Genomic DNA, 22,651 nt, shown 5'->3' on the forward strand with positions numbered 1-22,651 from the left:
TGTCAGACCGATCCTAAATCACGGCTGTTGTGGAGTCTCCTCGCCCGCCTTCTCGTGTTCAGCCTTCTCTCGCTCAGCTTTCTGACGCTCCTCGTCACTCGGCTCCTTGATCTTGTACCAGGCCACGTACAGCGCCGGCAGGAACAACAGCGTCAGCAAGGTGGCGATGATGATCCCGCCGATCATTGCATAGGCCATCGGCCCCCAGAACACTTCGCGGGCAATGGGGATCATGCCCAGGCTCGCCGCCGCGGCGGTCAGCAGGATCGGTCGACGACGGTGTTCAGTCGCTTCCGCCACCGCGTCCCACGGCAGATAACCGGCCACCTCGTATTCGTGGATCTGGGTCACCAGAATCACCGAGTTGCGGATGATGATGCCGATCAGTGCAAGAATTCCGAGGATCGCCACAAAGCCCATGGGCGTCCCGGTCGGCACCAGCGCGAGCACTACGCCGATCAACCCCAACGGCGCCACGCTGGCAACGATGAACATCTTCTGCACGCTGTGCAGCTGGATCATCAGGAACGTCGCCATCAGGAAGATCATCAACGGCACGACCTTGGCGATCGGCCCTTGCGCCTTGCCGCTCTCCTCCACCGTACCGCCAGTGGCGATCTTGTAGCCCACCGGCAAACCGGCGGCGAACTTGTCGATCTCGGGCTTGAGCTCCTTGACCAGATCGGTCGGCTGCATCTCGTCGCGTACTGCGGCCTTGAGCGTGATCGTCGGTTTGCGATCACGACGCCACACCAGCGGCTGCTCCAGCTCATAACGCACATTGGCGAAGGCCAGCAGCGGAATCGAGGTGCCCTGCGGCGTGACGATCTGCAGGTTCTGCAGGGTTTCCGGCGACCCGCGCTCGGAATCCACCGCACGCCCGACGACGTTGATCAGGTAGATGTCATCGCGCACCTGAGTCACTGCCGAGCCGGTCACGATGCTGTTCATCAGTTGCGCAACGTCCTCGGACGACAATCCCAACTGCCGCGCCTTGTCCTGATTGATGTCGATACGCAGGACTTTACCCGGCTCGTTCCAGTCGTAGATCATTTCGCCGATGTGTTGATTCTGGTCGAGCAGGGTGGCGAGTTCGATGGCGTGCTGGCGGACTTGGTCAATGTTGTCGCCGCTGACCCGGTACTGAATCGGACGCCCTACCGGCGGCCCCATTTCCAGCGGCTGCACGTAAGTGCCAATGCCGACGAATTCATCACGCAGGCGCTTTTTCAAACGCTCGGTCAACGCCCCGCGCTCTTCCAGCCCTTTGCTGACGATCACCAACTGCGCGTAGTACGGGTTTTCCAACTGCTGATCCAGCGGCAGGTAGAAACGCACCGCGCCTTCGCCGATGTACGTGCTCCAGCTGACGATGTCCGGATCGTCCTTGAGTGAAGCTTCGAGCTTGTCCACCGCGCGGCGCGTCTCGTTGATCGAGGCGTTTTGCGGCAGGTTGAGATCGACCAGAATCTCGGGGCGGTCCGATGAAGGGAAGAACTGGTTCTGCACAAAGCGCATGCAGAACAGCGACGTGGCAAACAGCAAGATCGTGATGATGATGGTCAGCCAGCGATGGCGCATGGCCCAGAACATTGATCCGTTGAAGGCTCTTGCGATGCGTCCGGGCTTGGCGTTCTCGTCGTGCTTCTTCACGTTCTCGCTGAGAATGTGCACGCCGATCACCGGCGCAAACAGCACGGCGACGACCCACGAGACCAACATGGCGACGGCAATCACAGCGAACAGGGTGAAGGTGTATTCCCCTGCCGAACTGGCGTTTAGGCCGATTGGCACGAAGCCCGCGACCGTCACCAGCGTACCGGTGAGCATCGGGAAGGCCGTCGAGGTGTAGGCATAGGTCGCGGCCTGGGCTTTGGTGTCGCCTTTTTCGAGGCGCGACACCATCATCTCCACCGTGATCATCGCGTCATCGACCAACAAGCCAAGGGCAATGATCAGGGCGCCCAGGGAAATACGCTGCATGGTGATGCCGCTGTATTCCATAAACACAAAGACCATCGCCAGTACCAGCGGGATCGAGCAGGCAACCACCAGCCCCGCGCGCATGCCGAGGCTGATGAAGCTCACGATCAACACGATCACCACGGCCTCGAACAGCGCGCTGGTGAAACCGCCAACGGCCTTCTCGACCACCTGTGCCTGATCGGACACCACATGAACGCCGACGCCAATCGGCAGGTCCGCGGTCGCGGCGCTCATGCGTTCATGCAGCTGCTTGCCGAACTCCTGAACGTTGCCGCCCTTCTTCATGGCGATGGCCAGGCCGATGGCGGGCTTGCCGTCGAAGCGGAACAGCGGCTTGGGCGGATCGGCGTAGCCGCGCGTGATTTCGGCAATATCGCTCAAGCGGTAGAAGCGATCGTTGAGGCGCAGGTTGACGTTCTCAAGATCTTTTTCCGACGCGAACTGGCCGGAGGTGCGCACCGAAATTCGCTCAGGCCCGGCTTCGATGACCCCGGCGGGCGTCACGGTGTTCTGCGATTGCAGGCTCTGCACGACCTGACGCTGATCAAGCCCCAGGGCCGCCAGTTTGCGGGTGGAGAAGTTCAGGTACAGCACTTCATCCTGCTCGCCGATCATTTCGACTTTGCCCAGGCCCGGCACGTCGCGGATCTGGACGCGCACTTGCTCCACGTAGTCGCGCAACTGGCGCAGGGTCAGGCCGTCGGAGGTGAAGGCGTAGATCGAGCCGTAAACGTCACCGAACTCGTCGTTGAACGCCGGCCCTTGCAGGCCTTGAGGGAACTGCCCGCGAATATCGTCGATCTTCTTGCGCACCTGATACCAGATGTCGGGTATGGCCCCGGCGCTGGTGGTGTCGCGCAGGTAAACGAAGACCGTGGACTCGCCCGGCCGGGTGTAGCTCTTCACATAGTCGAGGGAGTCGAGTTCTTCGAGCTTTTTCTCGATGCGGTCGGTGACCTGCTCCAGGGTTTCGTCCACGGTCGCGCCCGGCCAGCGGGTTTGTATGACCATGGTCTTGATGGTGAACGAAGGGTCTTCTTCGCGGCCCAGATTCATGTAGGAAAACACGCCCATCAGCAGGCCGACGAACATCAGGTACCAAACGAAAGACTGATGCTTGATTGCCCAATCGGAGAGGTTGAACGTCCCTTTCATCGCGGGCTTTCCTTATCGACTTTGATTTTCTGCCCCGGCTTGAGGCTGTTGACCCCGGCGGTTACCACGTGATCGCCGTTGTTGACGCCACCGTCCAGGATCGCCGAGCCATTGCTGCGGCTGACGATATTGACCGCGCGTGGCGAGACTGTCTGGTTTTGCATGTCGATGATCCAGATCTGGGTCTTGCCGTCGACTTCCTGCACGGCCGTGGCGGGCAGCTCGATGCGCGGTTTGATCGCCGAGCTGAGGGTCACACTGATCGCCGTACCCAAACGGAAGGCCGCTGGCGTATCCGCCAGGGTCAAACGTGCGCGACGGGTGCGGGTGGTGCTTTCGGCCTGGGGCTCGAGTTCGCGTACCGTCGCGGTGGTATTGATCTCCGGCTCCAACTGGCTGGCGACCGTGAACACGACGTCGCTGGGCAGTTGCTCACCCAGTTGCGCCGGCAGGTCAATGACTGCCTCCTTGATGTCAGGGCGCGCCAGCGTCACCACCTGCTCACCTGCGCTGACTACCTGGCCGGCTTCGACTTTCCATTCGGTGACGACGGCATCGTGATCGGCGCGCAGTTCGCTGTAGCTCAGCTGGTCTTTAGCCTGCTGCATCGCGGCCTTGGCCTGATCGTAGGACGACTGGGTGGTTTTCAGGTCAGTGACCGCGACATCCAGCGCGGCCTGGGCGCCAACACCGCGATCAAACAGCTCTTGTTGGCGACGGGCGTTGGCTTGGGCGTTGATCAGCTGGGCTTCGACCCGGGCCAGATCGCCCTGGGTCGAGCGCACCTGATTCTGTTGGTCAGTCGGGTCGAGCACCGCCAGCATGTCGCCCTTCTTGACCTGTGCACCGACATCGACGCTGCGCTGGGCGATGCGTCCCGATACGCGAAAGCCCAGGGTGCTTTCATAGCGCGCGGCAATATTGCCGGCAAAACGACCCAGGTTTTCCTGCGCCTGTGGCTTCACCTCGATGAACAGGACCGGCCGAACCGGCTCGGGCGGCGGCTCTTCCTTGCTGCATGCGCTCAACAACAGGCCCGCCAGCACAACCCCCGACAAGCGCTTCATTGCTGGGCTCCTGTCGGCTGTTTCGAGGCATCGGGGTACACGTCGGCAAGCTCCACCTGCATGTCCGGGTGCAGCAACTGGTTACCGGCAACGACCACTTTTTCACCATTCTTCAGACCGTCGACAATGATCACTTTGCCGGTCAGGTAGCGCCCGACCGTGACGCTGCGCAGGCTGACCTTGTTATCCCCATCGACCACCCACACCGCCGGCTTGCCGAGCTGATCGCCCAGGCCTTTGGTCAGCGCGGACCATGGCAGCTCGACGCTGGTCCTGGCCGGCACGCTCAGGGCAGCGCTGACCACCGAACCCAGGTCCATGCCCGGCGGCAGCGAGGTGAGGGCGATCTTCACTTGCAGCGTGCCGGTTTGCGCCGATACGGCTGGCGTGACTTCGCGCACCTTGCCGACGGCCTTGACCTTCGGGTTGTCCAGCAGCGTCACTTCGACCGGCTGGTCGGTCGGCGGGTTGACGAACAGCGACTCGTAAACGTTGAACACGGCGTCGCGCTCGCCATCGCGGGCCAGGCTGAAGATCGGTGCCGTCGGTTGCACGACCTGGCCGACTTCGGCCTGCCGCGCGGTAATGATGCCCGGCGCATCGGCGATCAAGGCGGTGTAACTCAGTTGCTCGCGGGCATTGGCCAGTTGCGCCTGGGCGGCTTTGAGCGCGCTCTGGCTGCTGTGCAATTGCGCCTGTGCCGAGTCGTACTCACTGCGGCTGGTGTAGCCCTTGGGCAAGAGCTTTTCCTGACGCACGAAAGCAGCGGAGGTTTGCTTCACGCGGGCCTGCTCGGCGGCGACGGCAGCGATGGCCGAGTCGACGTTGGTCTGCAGGTCTTTGGGGTCGAGCTTGGCCAGCACTTGTTTGGCCGACACCCGATCGCCGACATCGACCGAACGCTGAATGATCTTTCCGCCCACGCGGAACGAAAGTTGCGTCTGCACCCGCGCCTGAACATCGCCGGTCAGCGCCACGTCTGCGGCGAAATCGGCCGTCTTGACCTCCTGCGCCTGCACGCGTGCGCGCACCGGTTCCTGGGGCTTTTCCTTCTCACAGCCAGCAAGAATGGCCAGGCACAGACCGAGGGAGAGAACGGTCACACGACCATGAAAAAAGAGGGGTTGGGCGGGCATGCAAGCTCCTTGTGCCAATGCCGTTGCGACACCGCGCCGCCGGACGCCGTAGCGATGTGATCATGCGACTGTGAGCGTTGATCAGGGTTCCTTGACCCACCTTGATATGGGCGCGCGGAACGCAGGCGCAATGTATGCCGGGACGTGGGCTAACACAATGCATTCGCGAGCAAGCTCACTCCCACAAGTTTGTGCCAAGCCCAATGTCGGGGGCGGACGCAAATTCCCTGTAGGAGCAATCGGAGGTTACGACGGTCGCGAAGGCGGCGGCATTGACACACCGCCACTTCTATCTGGCTCATCTAAACAGCACGACAAACAGTGAGGATCAGCTCCCCGCGCCACCGTGGGCTTCTTCGAAGAAGAAATCCTTCCAGCTGTCGGCCTTGTTTTTCAGCACACCCAGCTCGTGCAGTTTTTCGGCGTAAATGAACGTGCGCTGGGGCACGACGGTGAAGTCGATTTCAGGATCGGAGACGATCTTCTCCACCAGCGGCAACGGCAGCTTGGATTTCTCGACGTCGATATAGGTCTTCGCCGCCGCAGGCTTATCGGCCTTGATGATCTTCTCGGCCTCGGCCAGTGCGTCGTAAAACGCTTTGTAGGTCTTCGGATTGTCGTCGTGGAATTTCTGGGTGGTGTAGAGCACGTTGAACGTCGCCTGGCCGCCCAGTACATCGTACGAACTCAGCACTTTATGCACCTTAGGGTTTTCCAGCTCCTGATACTGAAATGGCGGGCTGGAGAAGTGCGCGCTGATCTCAGAACCGCCGGCAATCAACGCCGACGTAGCATCCGGGTGCGGCAGGCTGACCGAAATATTGTCGAATTTCTTGAAATTGTCATTCCCGAACAGCTTGGCGGTCTCGATCTGCAAGGTGCGCGACTGGAAACCCACGCCCGCTGCCGGCACCGCAATGCGGTCCTTTTCGGTGAAGTCGTTGAGGGTTTTCACGTTCGGGTTGTTGCTGAGGAGGTAATTGGGCATCGAGCCCAGCGAGGCGATCGCCTTGACGTTCTGCTTGCCCTTGGTCCGGTCCCAGATGGTCAGCATCGGCGGAACGCCCGCCGACACGACGTCCAGCGCGCCAGCCAGCAGGGCCTCATTCATCGCGGTGGCGCCGGAAATGCTGTTCCAGTCGACCTTGATGTCCAGGCCCTGCTCCTTGCCGTGCTTCTCGATCAGCTTCTGCTGCTGAACGACGTCCAGAATCAGATAACCGATGCCGAACTGCTGGGCGATGCTGATCCTGCCTTCAGCGTGAGCGCCGTTGCTCAACAAGGCCAGCCCCAGTGCGGCGGCGAGCGTGGTCAGTGTCGGGCGCTTGAACGGTGCAACTCTCTTTGGAAAATTCATACATTTCTCACGATGAAGGCGAAAGGGGTGACAGCCTCATTGCCTATCAAGCGGCCACAAGGCGGAGTGTTCGTTTGATAAAGCAGATCAACGCTGCATGCCCCACCGCTTCACGGTCAGGCGCTCGACGTTGCTGAACAGCAGGTTTTCCACCAGCAGACCGATGATGATCACCGCCGCCAGACCCGCGAACACCTTGTCGGTGTACAGCTCGTTGCGGTTCTGAAAGATGTACCAGCCCAGACCGCCCTTGCCCGAAGACGCACCGAACACCAGTTCTGCGGCGATGAGGGTTCGCCAGGCAAACGCCCAGCCGACCTTCAGGCCAGCAAGAATCGACGGCAGCGCAGCGGGGATCAGGATGTACCAGACGAACCGCAGGCCCTTGAGGCCATAGTTGCGCCCGGCCATGCGCTGGGTTTCAGAGACGCCGAGAAACCCCGCGTACGTGTTCAATGCCAGCGCCCAGAGCACGGAGTGCACCAGCACGAAGATCAGGCTGTTCTCACCCAGGCCAAACCACAGCAGCGACAGCGGCAGCAGCGCGATGGCCGGCAACGGGTTGAACATCGCCGTCAGGGTGCCGAGCAGGTCGCGACCCAGTTGAGTGGACACCGCCAGCGTGGTCAGGCCGAACGCAAGGACGATGCCGATCAGGTAGCCCTTGACCAGGACTGTCAGGGAAATCCAGACCTTGGTCAGCAACTCGCCGCTGGCGATGCCGTCGATAAACGCCGAAGCGGTTTGCAGAAAGCTCGGCAGCAGCAGGTCGTTGCCCTGAATGCGGGCGGCGATTTCCCAGATGATTGCCAGGGCGGCGAGGATGACGGCCTTGCGCACCCAACTGACCTGCCAGATGCGTTGCGCGAGGGGAATGTCGCGGGCCAGATCTTCCTGAGTGAAAGGCTCCAGCACGACTTCGTATTCTTCCCGCAGAGGGGGTGAAAGGCTCATGGGTGACATCTCTTGATTAAGCAGCTCGGCTGACCGCGATCAGTAGGCAATACGAACATCCTGAAACCGCAGATCCGGCTCGACCGCAGGCGCTTCGCCCTCATCGAACAGCAGCCGGTGAATGCGCTGCGCAGAGGCCTGAAACTCGACGCCGCCGAGGCTCTTCAAGTTGTACTGATGGCTGTTGATCTCGGCGCGCACTCGGCCAGGATGGGGCGAGAGCAGCAGAATCCGGTTGCCCACCACCAGTGCTTCTTCGATGGAGTGGGTCACGAACAGCAGCGTGAAGCGCACCTCTTCCCACAGCTCCAGCAGCTCTTCCTGCATCTTGCGGCGAGTCAACGCATCAAGCGCGGCGAAGGGCTCGTCCATGAGCAGGATCTTGGGTTGCATCGCCAGCGCCCGGGCAATCGCCACGCGCGCCTTCATGCCGCCGGACAACGTATGGGGATAGGCATCGGCGAAAGCGCTCAGGCCGACTTTCTCCAGGTAATACCGCGCACGCTCCTCGGCTTCACGACGCTTAAGGGTGCGCGAAGCCAGCAGCGGAAACATGACGTTCTGGATCACCGTCTTCCATGGCGGCAACTGGTCGAATTCCTGAAACACCACAATTCTGTCCGGCCCCGGCTCCTTTACCTCCTGGCCGGCCAGACGAATCTGCCCTTCGCTGGGCTGAATGAACCCGGCCACGGCCTTGAGCAGCGTTGACTTGCCGCAGCCCGACGGGCCAAGCAGGACAAAACGGTCGGCCGGATCGATTTCAAAACTGACTTGATGGGTGGCCCGCACCACGCGTTCCGGCGTGCGGTATTCAAGGCTGACGCCCTGTACTTGCAGCAGCGCTTCAGCGGTGGGCTGATTGGCCTGTTGCGCGTTCAAGCGATCGCTAGCCGTGTGGCTTTGCAGAACAGCGTTCATGGAGCTCTCCTGAATCAGAACGGCGCATCGCCCTGAATGGTGGTGCGGTGAAGGCGACGGCGCAGGTGGTCGGGCGTGCCACCGGCCAGATGAATCAGCGAACGGTTGTCCCAAAACACCATGTCGTTCTCCTGCCACTTGTGGCGGTAAACGCCTTCCGGGCGAACGCTGTGGGCGTACAGCTCAGTCAGAATCGCCTGACTCTCGTCTTCCGGCAGGCCGACGATGTGGGTCGTGAAGCCTTCGCTGACGAACAGCGCCTTGCGCCCGTTTTCCGGGTGGGTACGCACGATCGGGTGGCTGACCACCGCGACCTGGGCCAACTGTTCAGCGCTGAGGGTCGGGCGCCAGTTATCGGCGTTATGCCCATGGCTGTAGCGCGAGGTGTAACTGTGTACGGCGCTGAGCCCTTCCACGGCTTTGCGCAGGTGCTCAGGCAGCGTGTCCCAGGCCAGGTGCATGTCAGCGAACAGGGTGTCGCCGCCTTCGCTTGGCAGCTCCTGGGCGTAGAGCATCGAGCCCAGGCTCGGCAGCTCTTTGTAGGAAAGATCCGAGTGCCAGTATTTGCCGGCATCGCCCAGCCCGACCGGCTGACCGTTCTCGACAATATTGGAGACGATCAGAATCTCGGGATGATGGGCGAGCAGGAATTGCTTAAGCACGTGAATCTGTAGAACGCCAAAACGGCGGCTGAAATCGATCTGTTGCTGTGGAGTGATGTGCTGATCGCGAAAAACGACAACGTGATAATCGAGATGCGCTTGGTGCACGCGGGCAAAATCAGCGTCGTTGAGCGGACGGGACAGATCCAGACCGACGATTTCCGCGCCCACCTTTTCGGCGAATGGACGCACATCGAACGGCTGACCGGGCGCTTGCTCGGAAGACGCGTGGGAGGCTGCTGGCATGAGAACTCCGACTCCAAAAGGTGTGGCTGAGGAGGGAGGACTTTAAAGCTATAAGAAGTGAATTTTAAATATCGTTAGAGCATATGCATAGCGCCGAACGACCTAGGGACGGCCGTCGGCCATCATCGTCATCAGCGCAGTCGCAAGCCGATGAATGCTGACGATCCATGAGCTCTGAACGCAAAAAACGCGCTTGCCCGGCACCATTCCCTGCACCCGATGACAATGCGTCAGCGGAGCGGGAACAGCGGCGGGCAAGCGCGTTTTTATCAATGAACCCGCTGCAATCGCGCGTTCAGGCCTTCATCAGAACGCCGGCAATACCGCGCCGTCGTACTTCTTGTTGATGAAGTCTTTGACTTGCTGGCTGGTCAACGCCTTGGACAGCTTCTCGATCGCGTCGGTATGGGCGTTGTCGGTACGGGTCACCAGGTAGTTCACATACGGCGAGTCGGCACCTTCCAGAATCAGCGCATCCTTTTTAGGGCTGAGCTTGGCTTCCAGCGCGTAATTGGTGTTGATCAGATCCAGGTCAACCTGATCCAGCGCGCGCGGCAGCAGCGCCGATTCCAGCTCGCGGAATTTCAGTTTCTTCGGGTTGGTGGCGATGTCTTTTGGCGTCGACAAGGCGTTGGTCGGGTCCTTCAGGGTGATCAGGCCGTTCTTCTGCAACAGCAGCAGGGCGCGGCCGGCGTTGCTGCCTTCGTTCGGAATGGCAACGGTTGCGCCTTCAGGCAACTGATCGATGGACTTCCACTTCTTCGAGTAGCCGCCGAACGGTTCGACGTGTACGCCGACGCCGGTCACCAGGGTGGCGCCCTTGCCTTTGTTGAAGCCGTCCAGGTAAGGCTTGGTCTGGAAGTAGTTGGCGTCCAGACGCTTCTCGTTCAGTTGCACGTTCGGCTGCACATAGTCAGTGAAGACCTTGATCTGCAGGTCCACGCCTTCTTTGGCCAGTTCAGGCTTGATCAGCTCGAGGATCTCGGCGTGCGGAACAGCGGTGGCGCCCACGACGAGCTTCTCGGCCGCTTGAGCAGCGCTGATGCCCAGGGAGAGAGCAGCCGCCAGTGCGGTGAACAAAAACGTCTTCTTCATGCGATGTCCTTAATAGAAATCGGGTCGCCTCGTAGGCGACTTGTCTTCGGTCTGCCGCGGGATCGGCCCTTGGCAGGGTGGCGGCTGATGCGGACAGTACCGAGATTTTTTATTCCGAGACAATACTTTTTAGTCGGATGGTTATGCTTTTTCGTTCTCAGTGAGCATTTTGCCACCCGCTGCTTGGCGCCAAGGCCGAAGCGCCATCAGCGAACAGGCAGATTCAGATGCTCGGGCAGGATCTCCGCGCCGCTGCTGACCAGCAGCGCGAAGTGGATGACGTTCTCCAGCTCCCGCGTGTTGCCCGGCCAGTAATGGGCTTCGAGCACCCGCTGCGCGTCTTCGCTGATCAACGGCATCTCGAAATCGAAGCGCTGGCTGTAAATCCCCAGGAAGTACTCGGCCAATGGCAGGATGTTGCCCGGCTGCTCGCGCAACGCCGGCAGGTCGAGGCGTCCTTCGTTCAAGTAGCGATAAAGCCGCTCATGGAATTTGCCGGCGGCGACAGCCAGGCGCAGATCGATGCTGGTCGCGGCGACCAGCCTGACGTCGACCTGGCTGGGCTGCGTGGCGCCGACGCGGGTGACTTCGTGGTTCTCCAACGCGGCCAACAACTTTATCTGAATGGCCATGGGCAGATCGGCGATCTCATCCAGATACAGCGTGCCGCCCGTTGCGGAGCCGAACCAGCCGGCCCGACTGCTGGCAGAACCGCTATGGGCGCCAGCGGCGTACCCGAACAACTCGGCGTCGGCGTAGGTCGAGCTGATAGCACCGCAGTTGACCGATACGAACAACCCGGCCCGGTCGCTGCCACGGTGAATATGACGCGCCAGCAATTCCTTGCCTGTGCCGGATTCGCCGCGGATCAGTACCGGCAAGTCCAGCGGCGCCAGCAGCTCCATCTCTTCACGCAATTGGCGCGATCGCGGATCGATGAACACCAAGGCCTTGGCGCGGATGCTCAGCGGGCTTTTTTCAGCATCAGGGAAGGTCAACAGCGGGTTGCTCGAAATGTCGGAAAGGCTCATGGCAGGCTCCCGCCCCGGCCATCCATTGACCGAAGCGTTTTTAAAAAAAAGGCCGCAGCGCCTGTCGGTTCACTGCGGCGAAAGTGATCGTGAGAAAAGAGGTCCCAAGCGCAACAACCGGCGCGAACGCGGTGGTCATGCGCGGCGGCGGTTGAAATGTTCGATGCGCCCTTGCAGCCGGTACAGGTAAGCGAAACCCTGTTCCCAGCGTTGATGGCCGGACTTCACGTTGATATGACCCGCGCCGCTGAGGATGCCGATTTCCGCGCCCCAGTTGCGGGCCATCTCCATCGCGCGCAACGCGCTGACGGCTGAATCGTTGTCCGAGCTGACGACTTGGGTCGGGAACGGCAGCAGGTGCTCGGGAATCGGCGCGAAATTACGAATAGCAGGCGGGCAATTGGGCCGTTCGACGTCAGCGGGGGCCACCAGCAGGGCGCCGCGCACCTGACCCAAACTCGCCAGTGGCGCCAGCTGCGCCCAATGGGCGACGGTGACGCAACCCAGGCTGTGGGCGATGAGAATCACCGGCGTGCTGTCAGAGGCGATAACGCGTTGCAGCTCACCCACCCAATCTTCTCGACGCGGCTTGAGCCAGTCGGCCTGCTCCACACGCACGCTGTTGGGCAGGCTGTTCTGCCAGTGGGTTTGCCAATGGTCGTCGGCAGATCCTTGCCAGCCTGGCACGATCAGGTAACGGATCGATTCGTTATGCATGGCCTTCGCCTCCTGCATGCTGCGTTCATGGGGGCGAGTATAGGGATCGGACATATATTCGAAAAAGAATAAGAAGCTATTTATTAATAGCTCGAAAACATATGCCGCGACTTCAGGGGACGGCGCAAAAAAGAGGGCCACCCCCTGCCTTAAAGGGGTGACCCTGAGAATCACGCTGTCTGCCCCCAGCTCGCCGGGGATGAGCAGAGATTAAGGGACGGTTGTTACAGAAATTTTTATCCGGAGAAATTCCCCACAAGCCGGCGAGACTGGCGCAATGGGCCGCCAGGTATTAACCCCGCGCAGGCTTGAGCACCGGGTCATTCTCGGCCACCCGTTCAAACCGGTTCGCCCGTCCGAAGGTGCCGAAATCATTGAAGCGCACCCCCATTTCGGCCATCACCTTGTGCGCAACGGGCGCCGTCATCTGACGGATGTAAAACGGCTCCTTCACCACGAAGTGATGAATACCGTGGGTGCTGCCGAAGTTGAAGCAGAACGCCTGCATCGGCCACATCCACCACGGATTGAGCACTTGGGTCTGCTGCATGACATTCCCCATCTCGACGTCGCCGTAGTAATGCATGTTCGAACTGACGAAATGCAGACAGAAGGTACGCAGCACGTTCGGACCCACCAAAACCACGACAGCGACGTCGATGACGTGCATGACCGCCAGCGTATTCGCCGACCAGTCAATCGAGCTGCCCATCAGGCCGGCAATGCCGTTGGCGGCATGGAAGCCAAGAAACACGTACCAAGCGCCCCAATTGAGCAGCGCCAGCGGCGCATAGACACGCAGGGTGCGCTTCAGAATGCTGAATTTATGCGTCCAGGTTTTCGCCCGCAGCATGCGGATCAGCGACGACATGACGTTGTCGCCCACCATCAACAGCCGCGCCAAGCCCCACGGCTCGCCATTGGTGATAGCGCGCTCTTCCATATCCGCCTCGGTCCCGGACACCTTGTGGTGATTGAGGTGCAGGTGCCGCCGAATCCAGGGATTGATCGTGCTCGGACGCGCCAGCCAGACCAGCGCCAGCATCAGGTTGTGGGACACGCGCTGCTTGCGGAAATACATGCTGTGGATCAGGTCGTGTTCAAGCTCGTGGGTCAGCGAAGCGAGGAACGCATTCAGCAGCAGACACGCCCACCAGGCCAGGTAACCCCCGAGATAGAGCGCCGCGCTGCCGATCATGCCGATGAGTGCGAAGCACAGGATGCCGGCGCCGATGGCGTCCTGGTGCCGCAGCACTGGATACCGTTCTCGCAGCACGGCGCCATGGGCGGACACCACCGCACGAATATGCGCTGATCGTTGTTGTGCATTCAGTCCGGCAGCACTTGCAGAAGTGTCGTGCATGCTTCCATTCTCCGGTTTCAGGATGAGAAAACGTGGCACCACTGTGCCGCTTCAGGAGGGAAGTTGCCTGACCGTGAACGCCAATCTGTAGACCGGAAGCGCCAACCTATATGCCTGAGCCGAGCATCCTCGCCAGCTGGACCCGCGCCCTGCGCAAGCAACTCGATGCCCTCGGCCTCGACAGTCTCGCGCTGAGCCAGGCTGCGGGCCTGGATCCGCAACTGATGGATAATCCCAACGCGCGATACCCGGTGACAGTGACCACCCGTTTTTGGGAACTCGCCGTGCAGGCCAGTGGCGATCCAGCGCTGGGCTTGCGGGTGTCACGGTTCGTCAGCCCGACGACTTTCCATGCGCTCGGTTACGCGCTGGTCGCCAGCGGCTCGTTGCGTGAGGTGTTCGAGCGCATCGTGCGTTATCACCCGGTGGTGAGCGACGCGCTGGTCATGAGTTTTGAACGCGTGGACGAGCATTACGAGTTTCGTTTCCGCGTGCCCGACGGCAGCCCGATGCCGGCCAATGAGGCGATGGACGCCTTCGCCGCAATCTACGTGCGCACCTGCCGCAACCGCCTGGGGCGTCATTACGCGCCGCTGGCAGTGCACCTGATGCGGCCGCAACCGGAAGATCCGCAGCCGTGGCATGCCGTCTTTCGTGCGCCGCTGTTCTTCGGTGCGGCGGAGAACCTGCTGATCTTCTCCTGTGAGGATTTCGACAGCCATCTGGACGACGCCAATCCCGAGCTGGCCGAGCACAACGAGGCCGTGCTCAACCGCACCCTGGAGCAACTCAGCGCACTGACCTGGGAGCGCAAGGTGCGCGGCGCCATCGAAACTCAATTGCCGGAAGGCGAGCCGTCCGCCGAGCACATCGCCCACACGCTGCACCTGAGCTTGCGCAGCCTTCAGCGCCACTTGGCCGACGAAGGTTGTCGCTACGATCTGCTGCTCAATCAGTGCCGGCAGAATCTGGCGCTGCAACACATGCGCGACCCCGGTTGCTCGCTCAGTGAAGTGGCCTATCTGCTCGGCTTCGCTGACACCAGCAGTTTCAGCCGCGCGTTCAAGCGCTGGACCGGCATGACGCCCAGCCAGTACCGCGAAGGTATGAATCGCTGACCGGCGACGCCATCACGCGCCTGCGCCGGTCAGGCGATGAAGCGCCGTCTCGCGCAGCCATTCGGTGTCCAGCACATGGATCAGGTCGTGATCGCGGCGCACGATTTGCCGTTCGGCGAACGCGCCAAGTACCCGTTTGACCACCTCAGCGCTCAGCCCGAGGCAGCGATTGGAGGCCATGTCGGACAGAGGCACGCTGCGCACCGAACGATCCATCTCGCCGTAGGCTTCGGCCAGCATCAGCAGCCGAAACGCCACGCGTTCCTCGGTGGGCATCAGGGTGATGTCTTCAAGGGCGGGGACGGCGAGCCCGAGCTTGCGCCCCAGCAGCTCGCGAAAATGGCGCCACAACGGCGGGTGATCTGTCAGCAGTTGCTTGAGTGGCGCATGGGACATGTGCAGGAGAATGACCGCGTCCTGGGCGAACACATCGTGGGTCGCGGGCAGGTCGTCGAACAACGAGGCCTCGCCAAACCAGAACGGCCGATAGCCTTCTGCCGGGGGCATGTCCGCTTGCTGCGGTTTGAGGGGATTGATGCGCAACGAGCCCGTGAGCAACGCGTACAGGCCAGGCGCCGGATCCCCCCGCTGGAAGATCGATTTGCCGGGCGTCACCCGGCGCTGCCGCATGCCGGTCAGCAAGCTATCCTGCAACAGCGCAGGCAGATCGCGGAACCATCGGTCGTTGATAAACCATGAGCGCCATTGGGTTCCATTCGTCATGTGAATCTCCTTTTGATAGCCGGCGTTTTTGTTGCAGGCTGAACCGTCCCGCGGGCTCAGCCTAAAAAATCAGCGGCATGATCCACGCATCCATAGAGGAATAACAATGAAAAACCTCGTCGATCATCTCAGCCAGTACGCGGCCTACCACCGCGACACCCGCAATATCGTCACCCACTTCGTCGGCATTCCCCTGATCGTGATTGCGGTGGCCGTGCTGTTGTCACGCCCCGGCTGGACCAGTTGGTCCCTCGGCGGGATTTGGGTGTCCCCCGCCTTGCTGGTGAGTCTGGCCGCGACGCTTTTCTACCTGCGGCTGGATGCCTTCTTCGGCGTACTGATGGGTGTCCTGCTCGCGCTGTGTCTGTGGCTCGGCGCACACCTGGCGCAACAGAGCACCATGGTCTGGCTTAGCGCAGGCGTCGGGTTGTTCGTACTCGGTTGGGTTATTCAGTTTGTGGGCCATTATTACGAGGGCCGCAAGCCCGCGTTTGTCGACGACCTCACAGGCCTGATCATCGGCCCGCTGTTTGTCGTCGCCGAAGCGGCTTTTCTGCTGGGAATGAGAAAGAAGTTGCAGCACGCCATCGAGGCGCGAGTGGGCAAGACGCACCGGCGGGATTTGAAGAAGGCTGCGGTTTAGAACTGTGTTTTAACAACCAGTCAGATCGATCGTCGAAGGACATCGCTGATGTCCCCGCGGATAAAGGAATGTGGGAGTGACCGGGGTGGCGCTCCACCTTGCTCACGAAGGCTGGATTCCAGCCGCTGAAAATCTAGCGGATGTAATAGCCTCTTCGCGAGCAAGCTCGCTCCCACAAGATTTGTATTTACCCCCAGACAGCGCGGTGGCCGAGCTGTCCATTTGATTAGAGAGCGAACTAGATGCTCTCCCGCTTCTGCCAGACCTTCGGCTTGAAGAACAACGTCTCGCCGCGCGCCAGTCCGGTCAGGCTGTCGTGGTCTTTCACGACTTCCGCTTCGATCAGCTCGGGTTGCCCTTCGACTTTCAGCGTCACACGGGTCGTGGCGCCCAACGGACGGATGTCCCGTACCTCCGCTGCGTGGTGCCCTTCCACTTCATGCCGGGACAGCGACACTTCGTGGGGGCGGAACAACACGTGGTTGTCTTCGCCCAGGTGCAGGCGGTTTGAATCACCCAGAAAGTGATACACGAAATCACTGGCTGGGTTCTCGTAGACATCGCCGGGCGAGCCGATCTGCTCGATCACACCCTTGTTCATCACCACGATCCTGTCCGCGACTTCCATGGCTTCTTCCTGGTCGTGGGTCACGAATACCGAGGTCAGGTTGATGTCTTCGTGCAGCCGCGCCAGCCAGCGACGCAGCTCCTTGCGCACCTTGGCATCCAGCGCGCCGAACGGCTCGTCCAGCAGCAATACCTTGGGCTCAACTGCCAACGCACGGGCCAGGGCAATCCGCTGACGCTGGCCGCCCGACAATTGCTCCGGATAACGATCCGACAGCCAGTCCAGCTGCACCATATTCAGCAGTTCATGCACTTTGACGGCGATCTGGCTCTCGTTCGGGCGCTGGTTCTTCGGCTTCATGCGCAGGCCGAAGGCGACGTTGTCGAACACCGTCATGTGGCGAAACAGCGCGTAGTGCTGGAACACGAAACCCACGTTGCGATCACGCACGTCGTGACCGGAGACATCCTCGCCGTGGAACACGATGCTGCCTTTGTCCGGCGTTTCCAGCCCGGCAATGATGCGCAGCAGCGTGGTCTTGCCACAGCCGGACGGGCCCAACAGCGCCACGAGCTCGCCACTCTGGATATCCAGACTGATGCCGTCGAGGGCCTTGAAGGCGTTGAAATTCTTGCTGACGTTACGGACTTCGATCGACATGAATTATTCCTCCGCCGCGTTTTTGCGCAGACGGCTAATGCGCGCTTCGCTCCACTGCTTGAGCAGCAGGATGAACAGCGCAAGGATCAATAACAGGCTCGCCACGGCAAATGCAGCCACGTGGTTGTACTCGTTGTAGAGAATCTCGACATGCAGCGGCAGGGTATTGGTCACGCCGCGAATGTGGCCGGACACCACTGACACCGCGCCGAACTCACCCATGGCCCGCGCGGTACACAGCACCACGCCGTAGATCAGGCCCCATTTGATGTTAGGGACGGTCACATGCCAGAACATCTGCCAGCCATTGGCACCCAGCAGGCGCGCGGCTTCTTCCTCTTGGGTGCCCTGCTCCTGCATCAGCGGGATCAGTTCGCGGGCCACGAACGGCACCGTCACGAAGATGGTCGCCAATACGATACCCGGCAGGGCGAAGACGATCTGGATGTCGTGCTCCTGCAGCCAGGGGCCGAACACGCCACGGGCACCGAACATCAGCACGTAAATCAAACCGGCGATTACTGGTGAGACCGAGAACGGCAGGTCGATCAACGTGACCAGAATTGCCTTGCCGCGGAACGAGTATTTGCTCACGCACCAGGCTGCGGCGACGCCGAAGACCACGTTGAGCGGTACCGAAATCAGCACTGCGAACACGGTGAGCTTGAGGGCCGACAGCGCGTCGGGCTCCAGAATGGCCGCGAAGAATCCGCCGAGGCCGTTACTCAAGCCCTGGCCGATCACCACCACCAACGGCAGCAACAGGAAGAACGCGAAGACCAACCAGCCAAGGCCGATCAGAATGCGCCGCGACACCGCGCTGCCACGACGGGCAGCATTGGCGGAGGACGCAGCAATGAGCGATGAATCAGACATAGGTGCGCCTCCTCAGTTAGGGGTTTCGATGCGTCGCTGCAACAGATTGATCAGCAGCAACAGCACGAACGAGACCAGCAGCATCATCACGCCAATCGCCGTGGCGCCCGTGTAGTCGTATTGGTCGAGCTTGACCATGATCAGCAACGGCAGGATTTCGGTCTTCATCGGCATGTTGCCGGCGATGAAAATCACCGAGCCGTACTCACCGACACCCCGGGCAAAAGCCAGCGCGAAGCCGGTCAACCAGGCAGGCAACAAGGCCGGCACGAGGATGTGACGAAACACCTGAAGGGGTTTTGCGCCAAGGCACGCCGCGGCTTCTTCGACTTCCCGGGGGATGTCCGCCAGCACCGGCTGAACCGTGCGCACCACAAACGGCAGGGTGACGAAGGTCAACGCCAGGGTGATGCCGAACGGGGTGTAAGCGATTTTGATGCCCATATCGGCAGCGAACTGGCCGATGAAACCATTCGGCGCGTACAGCGCGGTCAGCGCGATACCGGCCACGGCGGTGGGCAATGCGAAGGGCAGATCGATCATCGCGTCGATGATCTTGCGACCGGGGAAGGTGTAACGCACCAGCACCCAGGCCAGCAGCGTGCCGATGACGCCGTTGATGATCGCTGCGAAAAACGCGGTGCCGAAACTCAACCTGAGCGCTGCGAGCACGCGAGGCGCCGTGACGATGTTCCAGAACTGAACGGCGCTCAGCTGGGACGCGTGGATGAACATGACCGCAAGCGGTATCAGCACAATCAGACTGAGGTACACCAATGTGTAGCCCAGCGTCAGCCCGAAGCCGGGTATGACGGGGGATATGCGTCGCGACATAAAAGTCCTTGGTTTACACACGTTACCCGGAACAAGTCCGGGTCCTTTTATTCCGTGGGGCGCTGCAGTTACTGCGGGATATAGATCTGATCGAACACACCGCCGTCATCGAAGAACTTGGGTTGAGCCGACTTCCAGCCGCCGAAATCTTTATCGATGGTCAGCAGATTCAGTTTAGGGAACTGCTTCTCGTACTTGGCCGCGACTTCTGTGTCACGAGGACGATAGAAGTTTTTCGCCGCGATTTCCTGACCTTCCTTGCTGTACAGGTGCTTGAGGTATTCAGTGGCGATCTCGGTGGTGCCGTGCTTCTCGGCGTTCTTCTCGACAACGGCCACGGGAGGTTCGGCCAGAATCGACAGCGAAGGTACGACGATGTCGAACTTGTCGGCGCCGCCGTCTTCTTTCAGCGCCAGAAAGGCTTCGTTTTCCCACGCCAGCAACACATCACCCTGACCGTTGTTGACGAAAGTGATGGTCGAACCGCGCGCACCGGTGTCCAGCACAGGCACGTGCTTGAACAGCTTGCCGATGTATTCCTTAGCCTTGGCTTCATCGCCGCCATTGGATTTCAGGCCATAGCCGTAAGCGGCCAAGAAATTCCAGCGCGCGCCGCCCGAGGTTTTCGGATTTGGCGTGATCACCGACACGCCGTCCTTGATCAGGTCGGCCCAGTCATGAATGCCTTTCGGGTTGCCCTTGCGCACCAGGAACACGATGGTCGAGGTGTACGGGGTGCTCGAGTCCGGCAGCTTGGTTTGCCAGTCCGCGGGAACGGTCTTGCCCAGCTTGGCGATTTCGTCGATGTCGCCGGCGAGCGCCAGCGTCACCACGTCGGCAGGCGAGCCGTCGATCACCGAGCGGCCCTGCTTGCCCGATCCACCGTGGGACTGGTTGATCTTCACGGTGTCGCCCGGATGGGATTTTTTCCAGTAGTTGATGAATTCGGCGTTGTAGTCCTGATACAGCTCGCGCGTAGGGTCGTAAGAGACGTTCAGCAGGGTGAAATCCTTGGCGACAGCAGAACCGGCAAACACCGCACTGGCGAGCGCGGCCAGCGCATAACGACGAATGGACATGAATCAGGCTCCTGGACAAATGGTGTTGTTGGATTTTTCTAGTTCTAGGTCATGCGGTGTTCGTCATGCGGGAGCGTGGCTCAACCCTGCTTGTTGCTCGGATTCTGCAGGCGGAATTTCTCCTTGCGCTCGATCTGGACCACCTGCGCGTTATGCACCGTGATCTCAACCGCGCCAAAGCGCAGGTCACGCAGCGCGCTTTGAATTTCACGCAAAATGCTTGCTTCGTCCTGGCCGTCAACGCTACGTAGAGATGCGCTCATGTTCGTGCTCCTTGAAAGATTTTTGCCGCAGCGTGGGGGCAAACGCTGCTTGTGGCGTGAGCGCGATATTAGAGACGCAGAGATATTCTTAAAAAGACTATTTAAGAATGCAGATATAACCAAAAGGCATTTACGGAGGGTGTGTTCAGCCAGCCGCTTTAAAAGCGGCGATGGGACCTGTAAGCGGTGGCCATGCTGCCGTCTTAAGCAGAGACAAAAACCGGCGCATGGTGCCAGTCGATCTGTTCCGCCGGCATGGGCCGCGCAAACCAGTAGCCCTGGCCCAGTTCACAGTTGTGCTTGAGCAGGAAGCCGGCTTGATTGGCCTGCTCAATGCCTTCTGCCAGCACGCGCATGCCCATGGCCCGTGCCAGAGCGATGATGGCGTTGACGATAGCGATGTCGTCATCGTCGTCCGGCAATCCGGCCACAAACCCCTGATCGATTTTGAGTTTCTGCACCGGCATGCGCTTGAGCCGCAGCAGCGAGGAATACCCTGTGCCGAAATCGTCGATAGACAATTTCAGCCCCAGGTCCCGCAGTCGGTGCATCTGTTCGATGGCTTGGTCGGGGTCGTCCATGATCGCGCTTTCGGTGACCTCCAGCTCCAGAAACTCCGGCGCCAGGCCGGTTTCGTCCAGCACCTTGGCCACCCGACGATCAAGATCTCCACGACCAAACAGTCGACTGGACACGTTGACCGCGACGTAGGAGATCGCCACGCCCTCCGCAAGCCACTCCCCCATCTGCCGACAGGCTTCGGTCAGCACCCAGTTGTCGATGTCGGCGATCAGTCCGCTTTGCTCGGCGATGGGGATAAATTCACCGGGCGAGACCATACCGCGCGCCGGATGCTGCCAGCGCACCAACGCCTCAACGCCCTCGATACAGCGGCTGTGGAGGTTATGAATCGGCTGATAAAACACTCGCAGTTCGTGCTCCTCGACAGCCTGTCGCAGCTCGGCGGCCAACTCGACGCGGCGCTGGGCATGGGCAGTCAATTCGGCGGTGTACATCGCGTAGCTTTCACGCCCCTGATGCTTGGCCTGAGACAGCGCGGCGTCGGCATTACGCAATAGCTGTTCGGCGGTCAGCGCATCGTAGGGGAAGATGCTGATGCCGACGCTGGCCGTCAGAAACAGCGATTGCCCGCTGACCATAAAAGGCTCACGCAGTCCCTCCAGAATGGTCTGCGCCAGTTCGGCGGATTGAGCGACCTGCTGGGCGTTTTCGAGCAGAATCGCGAATTCGTCGCCGCCCAGCCGCGCCAGCGTGACGCCCTTCTCCAGATGGATTTGGAGGCGCTCGGCAGCAGCTTTCAACACTTCGTCCCCGGCGCTGTGGCCGAGGCTTTCGTTGATGTGCTTGAAGTGGTCCAGATCGACGAGCAACAGCGCCAGGCTGCGCTTGTTGCGACGTGCGTGGGTGTGCGCCTGTTCGGCACGGTCAGTGAACAGCAGGCGATTGGGCAGACCGGTCAGCGGGTCGTAATGGGCGAGATGCGCCAGCTCGCGCTCGGAATGCTTGATCGAAGAAATGTCGGAAAACACCGCAACGAATTGAGTGATCTTGCCCTGCTCATCCCTGATCGGACGAATGCTTTGCCACTGCGGGTAGATCTCGCCGCTTTTGCGCCGGTTCCAGATCTCGCCGCTCCACTGCCCGGCGCTGAGAATGGTCTTGAACATGCGTTCGTAGAATTCAGGGCCATGGCGCCCTGATTTGAACGTACTCGGGCGCAAACCCAGCACTTCGTCCTGCTGATACCCGGTGATCTCGCTGAAGGCGCGATTCACATGCACGATCACGCCTGTGGCATCAGTGACCAGCACGCCTTCCAGCGTGGTATCGAACACGGCCGCGGCCAGTCGCAAACGCTGCATGTCCTCATCCCGGCGCGCCAACTCGGCGATGCCCATGAACCCCAGCAGTCGCGAGCGAGCCAGATAAATCAGCACTGCGCTAAGCGCCAGCCAAAGGTAACCGCCAGCCTGTTGCGCTCGCGCCAGCACGGCCGGCTCTTCAATCAGCCGCGGCAGCAAGTAGTCATTGATCGCCAGCCACACCATCGACACAAGCCCGTACAACGTTGCGGTGCGTAGCGCATCCCGGGTAATGCTCGACATAAATAGAAACGACCTTGCGAAAGTCGGAAATTATAGAGCAAGAAACATCTTGCGACGCTTCTCTGAAACAC

Annotated in this window: 19 protein-coding genes and 1 pseudogene; 2 read left to right on the top strand and 18 right to left on the bottom strand. The window is 60.6% G+C overall.

From position 1 onward, the window contains the following. Window positions 1–18: 18 nt before the first annotated feature. The 11 genes and pseudogenes from FX982_RS06665 to FX982_RS06715 form a co-directional block, all read right to left on the bottom strand. Window positions 19–3,141, bottom strand: a complete 3,123-nt coding sequence (locus FX982_RS06665) for an efflux RND transporter permease subunit (protein WP_172610071.1) — start codon at window positions 3,139–3,141, stop codon at window positions 19–21. After that, window positions 3,138–4,208, bottom strand: a complete 1,071-nt coding sequence (locus FX982_RS06670; RefSeq protein WP_172610072.1) for an efflux RND transporter periplasmic adaptor subunit — start codon at window positions 4,206–4,208, stop codon at window positions 3,138–3,140. Before FX982_RS06670 ends, FX982_RS06665 begins: the two co-directional genes overlap by 4 nt. Next, window positions 4,205–5,344 carry an efflux RND transporter periplasmic adaptor subunit gene (locus tag FX982_RS06675; RefSeq protein ID WP_172610073.1) on the bottom strand — a complete coding sequence of 380 codons (1,140 nt, stop codon included), beginning with the start codon at window positions 5,342–5,344 and terminating at the stop codon, window positions 4,205–4,207. The genes FX982_RS06670 and FX982_RS06675 overlap by 4 nt, the downstream gene beginning before the upstream one ends. A gap of 328 nt (window positions 5,345–5,672) precedes the next feature. Beyond that, window positions 5,673–6,701 (bottom strand): ABC transporter substrate-binding protein, encoded by a 1,029-nt coding sequence (locus tag FX982_RS06680; RefSeq protein ID WP_172610074.1) that lies wholly within the window; start codon window positions 6,699–6,701, stop codon window positions 5,673–5,675. Between the two features lie 87 nt (window positions 6,702–6,788). Continuing rightward, complete coding sequence (locus tag FX982_RS06685) at window positions 6,789–7,655, bottom strand: ABC transporter permease (protein ID WP_172610075.1); 867 nt, start codon at window positions 7,653–7,655, stop codon at window positions 6,789–6,791. Window positions 7,656–7,694: 39 nt separating this feature from the next. Continuing rightward, window positions 7,695–8,576 carry an ABC transporter ATP-binding protein gene (locus FX982_RS06690; RefSeq protein ID WP_438826303.1) on the bottom strand — a complete coding sequence of 294 codons (882 nt, stop codon included), beginning with the start codon at window positions 8,574–8,576 and terminating at the stop codon, window positions 7,695–7,697. A 14-nt stretch (window positions 8,577–8,590) separates the two neighbouring features. Next, a complete protein-coding gene (locus tag FX982_RS06695; RefSeq protein ID WP_172610076.1) occupies window positions 8,591–9,484 on the bottom strand; it encodes a TauD/TfdA dioxygenase family protein in 894 nt (297 codons plus the stop codon). A 306-nt stretch (window positions 9,485–9,790) separates the two neighbouring features. Beyond that, window positions 9,791–10,579, bottom strand: a complete 789-nt coding sequence (locus FX982_RS06700) for a MetQ/NlpA family ABC transporter substrate-binding protein (protein ID WP_172610077.1) — start codon at window positions 10,577–10,579, stop codon at window positions 9,791–9,793. Window positions 10,580–10,794: 215 nt separating this feature from the next. Beyond that, window positions 10,795–11,610 (bottom strand): annotated as a pseudogene (locus FX982_RS06705) (sigma 54-interacting transcriptional regulator); the annotation flags it as partial. A gap of 135 nt (window positions 11,611–11,745) precedes the next feature. Next, a complete protein-coding gene (locus FX982_RS06710) occupies window positions 11,746–12,327 on the bottom strand; it encodes an alpha/beta hydrolase (RefSeq protein ID WP_172610079.1) in 582 nt (193 codons plus the stop codon). Between the two features lie 292 nt (window positions 12,328–12,619). Further along, window positions 12,620–13,690, bottom strand: coding sequence for a fatty acid desaturase (locus FX982_RS06715; RefSeq protein ID WP_172610080.1), 1,071 nt, complete (start codon window positions 13,688–13,690; stop codon window positions 12,620–12,622). 110 nt (window positions 13,691–13,800) lie between these two features. On the opposite strand from FX982_RS06715, the gene FX982_RS06720 reads away from it, so the two are divergent. Further along, window positions 13,801–14,808 carry an AraC family transcriptional regulator gene (locus FX982_RS06720; RefSeq protein ID WP_172610081.1) on the top strand — a complete coding sequence of 336 codons (1,008 nt, stop codon included), beginning with the start codon at window positions 13,801–13,803 and terminating at the stop codon, window positions 14,806–14,808. Between the two features lie 12 nt (window positions 14,809–14,820). Here FX982_RS06720 and FX982_RS06725 read toward each other — a convergent pair whose 3' ends face one another. Then, on the bottom strand, window positions 14,821–15,531 hold the full coding sequence (locus tag FX982_RS06725; protein ID WP_172610082.1) for a Crp/Fnr family transcriptional regulator: 711 nt from the start codon (window positions 15,529–15,531) through the stop codon (window positions 14,821–14,823). Between the two features lie 106 nt (window positions 15,532–15,637). Here FX982_RS06725 and FX982_RS06730 point away from each other — a divergent pair, with 106 nt between their 5' ends. Then, window positions 15,638–16,174, top strand: a complete 537-nt coding sequence (locus FX982_RS06730) for a DUF962 domain-containing protein (RefSeq protein WP_172610083.1) — start codon at window positions 15,638–15,640, stop codon at window positions 16,172–16,174. Window positions 16,175–16,412: 238 nt separating this feature from the next. Here the strand turns inward: FX982_RS06730 and FX982_RS06735 are convergent, their stop codons facing one another. The 6 genes from FX982_RS06735 to dibA all read right to left on the bottom strand — a co-directional run bounded on the left by FX982_RS06735 (window position 16,413) and on the right by dibA (window position 22,580). Continuing rightward, window positions 16,413–17,402, bottom strand: a complete 990-nt coding sequence (locus FX982_RS06735) for a sulfate/molybdate ABC transporter ATP-binding protein (protein WP_172610084.1) — start codon at window positions 17,400–17,402, stop codon at window positions 16,413–16,415. 3 nt (window positions 17,403–17,405) lie between these two features. After that, entirely contained in the window at window positions 17,406–18,278 is an 873-nt protein-coding gene (cysW, locus tag FX982_RS06740; RefSeq protein WP_065990981.1) for a sulfate ABC transporter permease subunit CysW, read from the bottom strand. Between the two features lie 12 nt (window positions 18,279–18,290). Beyond that, window positions 18,291–19,112 (bottom strand): sulfate ABC transporter permease subunit CysT, encoded by an 822-nt coding sequence (gene cysT, locus FX982_RS06745; protein WP_172610085.1) that lies wholly within the window; start codon window positions 19,110–19,112, stop codon window positions 18,291–18,293. Window positions 19,113–19,180: 68 nt separating this feature from the next. Further along, window positions 19,181–20,191, bottom strand: coding sequence for a sulfate ABC transporter substrate-binding protein (locus tag FX982_RS06750; protein ID WP_172610086.1), 1,011 nt, complete (start codon window positions 20,189–20,191; stop codon window positions 19,181–19,183). Between the two features lie 80 nt (window positions 20,192–20,271). Beyond that, window positions 20,272–20,454: a sulfur starvation response protein OscA gene (oscA, locus tag FX982_RS06755; RefSeq protein WP_065990977.1), complete on the bottom strand. Its 183-nt coding sequence runs from the start codon at window positions 20,452–20,454 to the stop codon at window positions 20,272–20,274. A gap of 203 nt (window positions 20,455–20,657) precedes the next feature. Next, the gene (gene dibA / locus FX982_RS06760) at window positions 20,658–22,580 is read right to left on the bottom strand and encodes a phosphodiesterase DibA (RefSeq protein WP_172610087.1); all 1,923 of its coding nucleotides are present in this window, start codon (window positions 22,578–22,580) and stop codon (window positions 20,658–20,660) included. Between the last annotated feature and the right edge of the window lie 71 nt (window positions 22,581–22,651).

Origin of the sequence: Pseudomonas graminis (assembly GCF_013201545.1) — a bacterium.
In the GTDB taxonomy this organism is placed as follows: Bacteria; Pseudomonadota; Gammaproteobacteria; order Pseudomonadales; family Pseudomonadaceae; genus Aquipseudomonas.

Bases quoted from the DNA above. Each gene is read 5' to 3' on its own strand.
- FX982_RS06700 (WP_172610077.1), bottom strand. From the start codon at position 10,579: ATGAAGAAGACGTTTTTGTTCACCGCACTGGCGGCTGCTCTCTCCCTG.
- FX982_RS06715 (WP_172610080.1), bottom strand. From the start codon at position 13,690: ATGCACGACACTTCTGCAAGTGCTGCCGGACTGAATGCACAACAACGA.
- cysT (WP_172610085.1), bottom strand. From the start codon at position 19,112: ATGTCGCGACGCATATCCCCCGTCATACCCGGCTTCGGGCTGACGCTG.
- FX982_RS06665 (WP_172610071.1), bottom strand. From the start codon at position 3,141: ATGAAAGGGACGTTCAACCTCTCCGATTGGGCAATCAAGCATCAGTCT.
- FX982_RS06675 (WP_172610073.1), bottom strand. From the start codon at position 5,344: ATGCCCGCCCAACCCCTCTTTTTTCATGGTCGTGTGACCGTTCTCTCC.
- FX982_RS06685 (WP_172610075.1), bottom strand. From the start codon at position 7,655: ATGAGCCTTTCACCCCCTCTGCGGGAAGAATACGAAGTCGTGCTGGAG.
- FX982_RS06670 (WP_172610072.1), bottom strand. From the start codon at position 4,208: ATGAAGCGCTTGTCGGGGGTTGTGCTGGCGGGCCTGTTGTTGAGCGCA.
- FX982_RS06750 (WP_172610086.1), bottom strand. From the start codon at position 20,191: ATGTCCATTCGTCGTTATGCGCTGGCCGCGCTCGCCAGTGCGGTGTTT.
- FX982_RS06710 (WP_172610079.1), bottom strand. From the start codon at position 12,327: ATGCATAACGAATCGATCCGTTACCTGATCGTGCCAGGCTGGCAAGGA.
- FX982_RS06680 (WP_172610074.1), bottom strand. From the start codon at position 6,701: ATGAATTTTCCAAAGAGAGTTGCACCGTTCAAGCGCCCGACACTGACC.
- FX982_RS06695 (WP_172610076.1), bottom strand. From the start codon at position 9,484: ATGCCAGCAGCCTCCCACGCGTCTTCCGAGCAAGCGCCCGGTCAGCCG.
- FX982_RS06735 (WP_172610084.1), bottom strand. From the start codon at position 17,402: ATGTCGATCGAAGTCCGTAACGTCAGCAAGAATTTCAACGCCTTCAAG.
- cysW (WP_065990981.1), bottom strand. From the start codon at position 18,278: ATGTCTGATTCATCGCTCATTGCTGCGTCCTCCGCCAATGCTGCCCGT.
- oscA (WP_065990977.1), bottom strand. From the start codon at position 20,454: ATGAGCGCATCTCTACGTAGCGTTGACGGCCAGGACGAAGCAAGCATT.
- FX982_RS06690 (WP_438826303.1), bottom strand. From the start codon at position 8,576: ATGAACGCTGTTCTGCAAAGCCACACGGCTAGCGATCGCTTGAACGCG.
- FX982_RS06730 (WP_172610083.1), top strand. From the start codon at position 15,638: ATGAAAAACCTCGTCGATCATCTCAGCCAGTACGCGGCCTACCACCGC.
- FX982_RS06725 (WP_172610082.1), bottom strand. From the start codon at position 15,531: ATGACGAATGGAACCCAATGGCGCTCATGGTTTATCAACGACCGATGG.
- dibA (WP_172610087.1), bottom strand. From the start codon at position 22,580: ATGTCGAGCATTACCCGGGATGCGCTACGCACCGCAACGTTGTACGGG.
- FX982_RS06720 (WP_172610081.1), top strand. From the start codon at position 13,801: ATGCCTGAGCCGAGCATCCTCGCCAGCTGGACCCGCGCCCTGCGCAAG.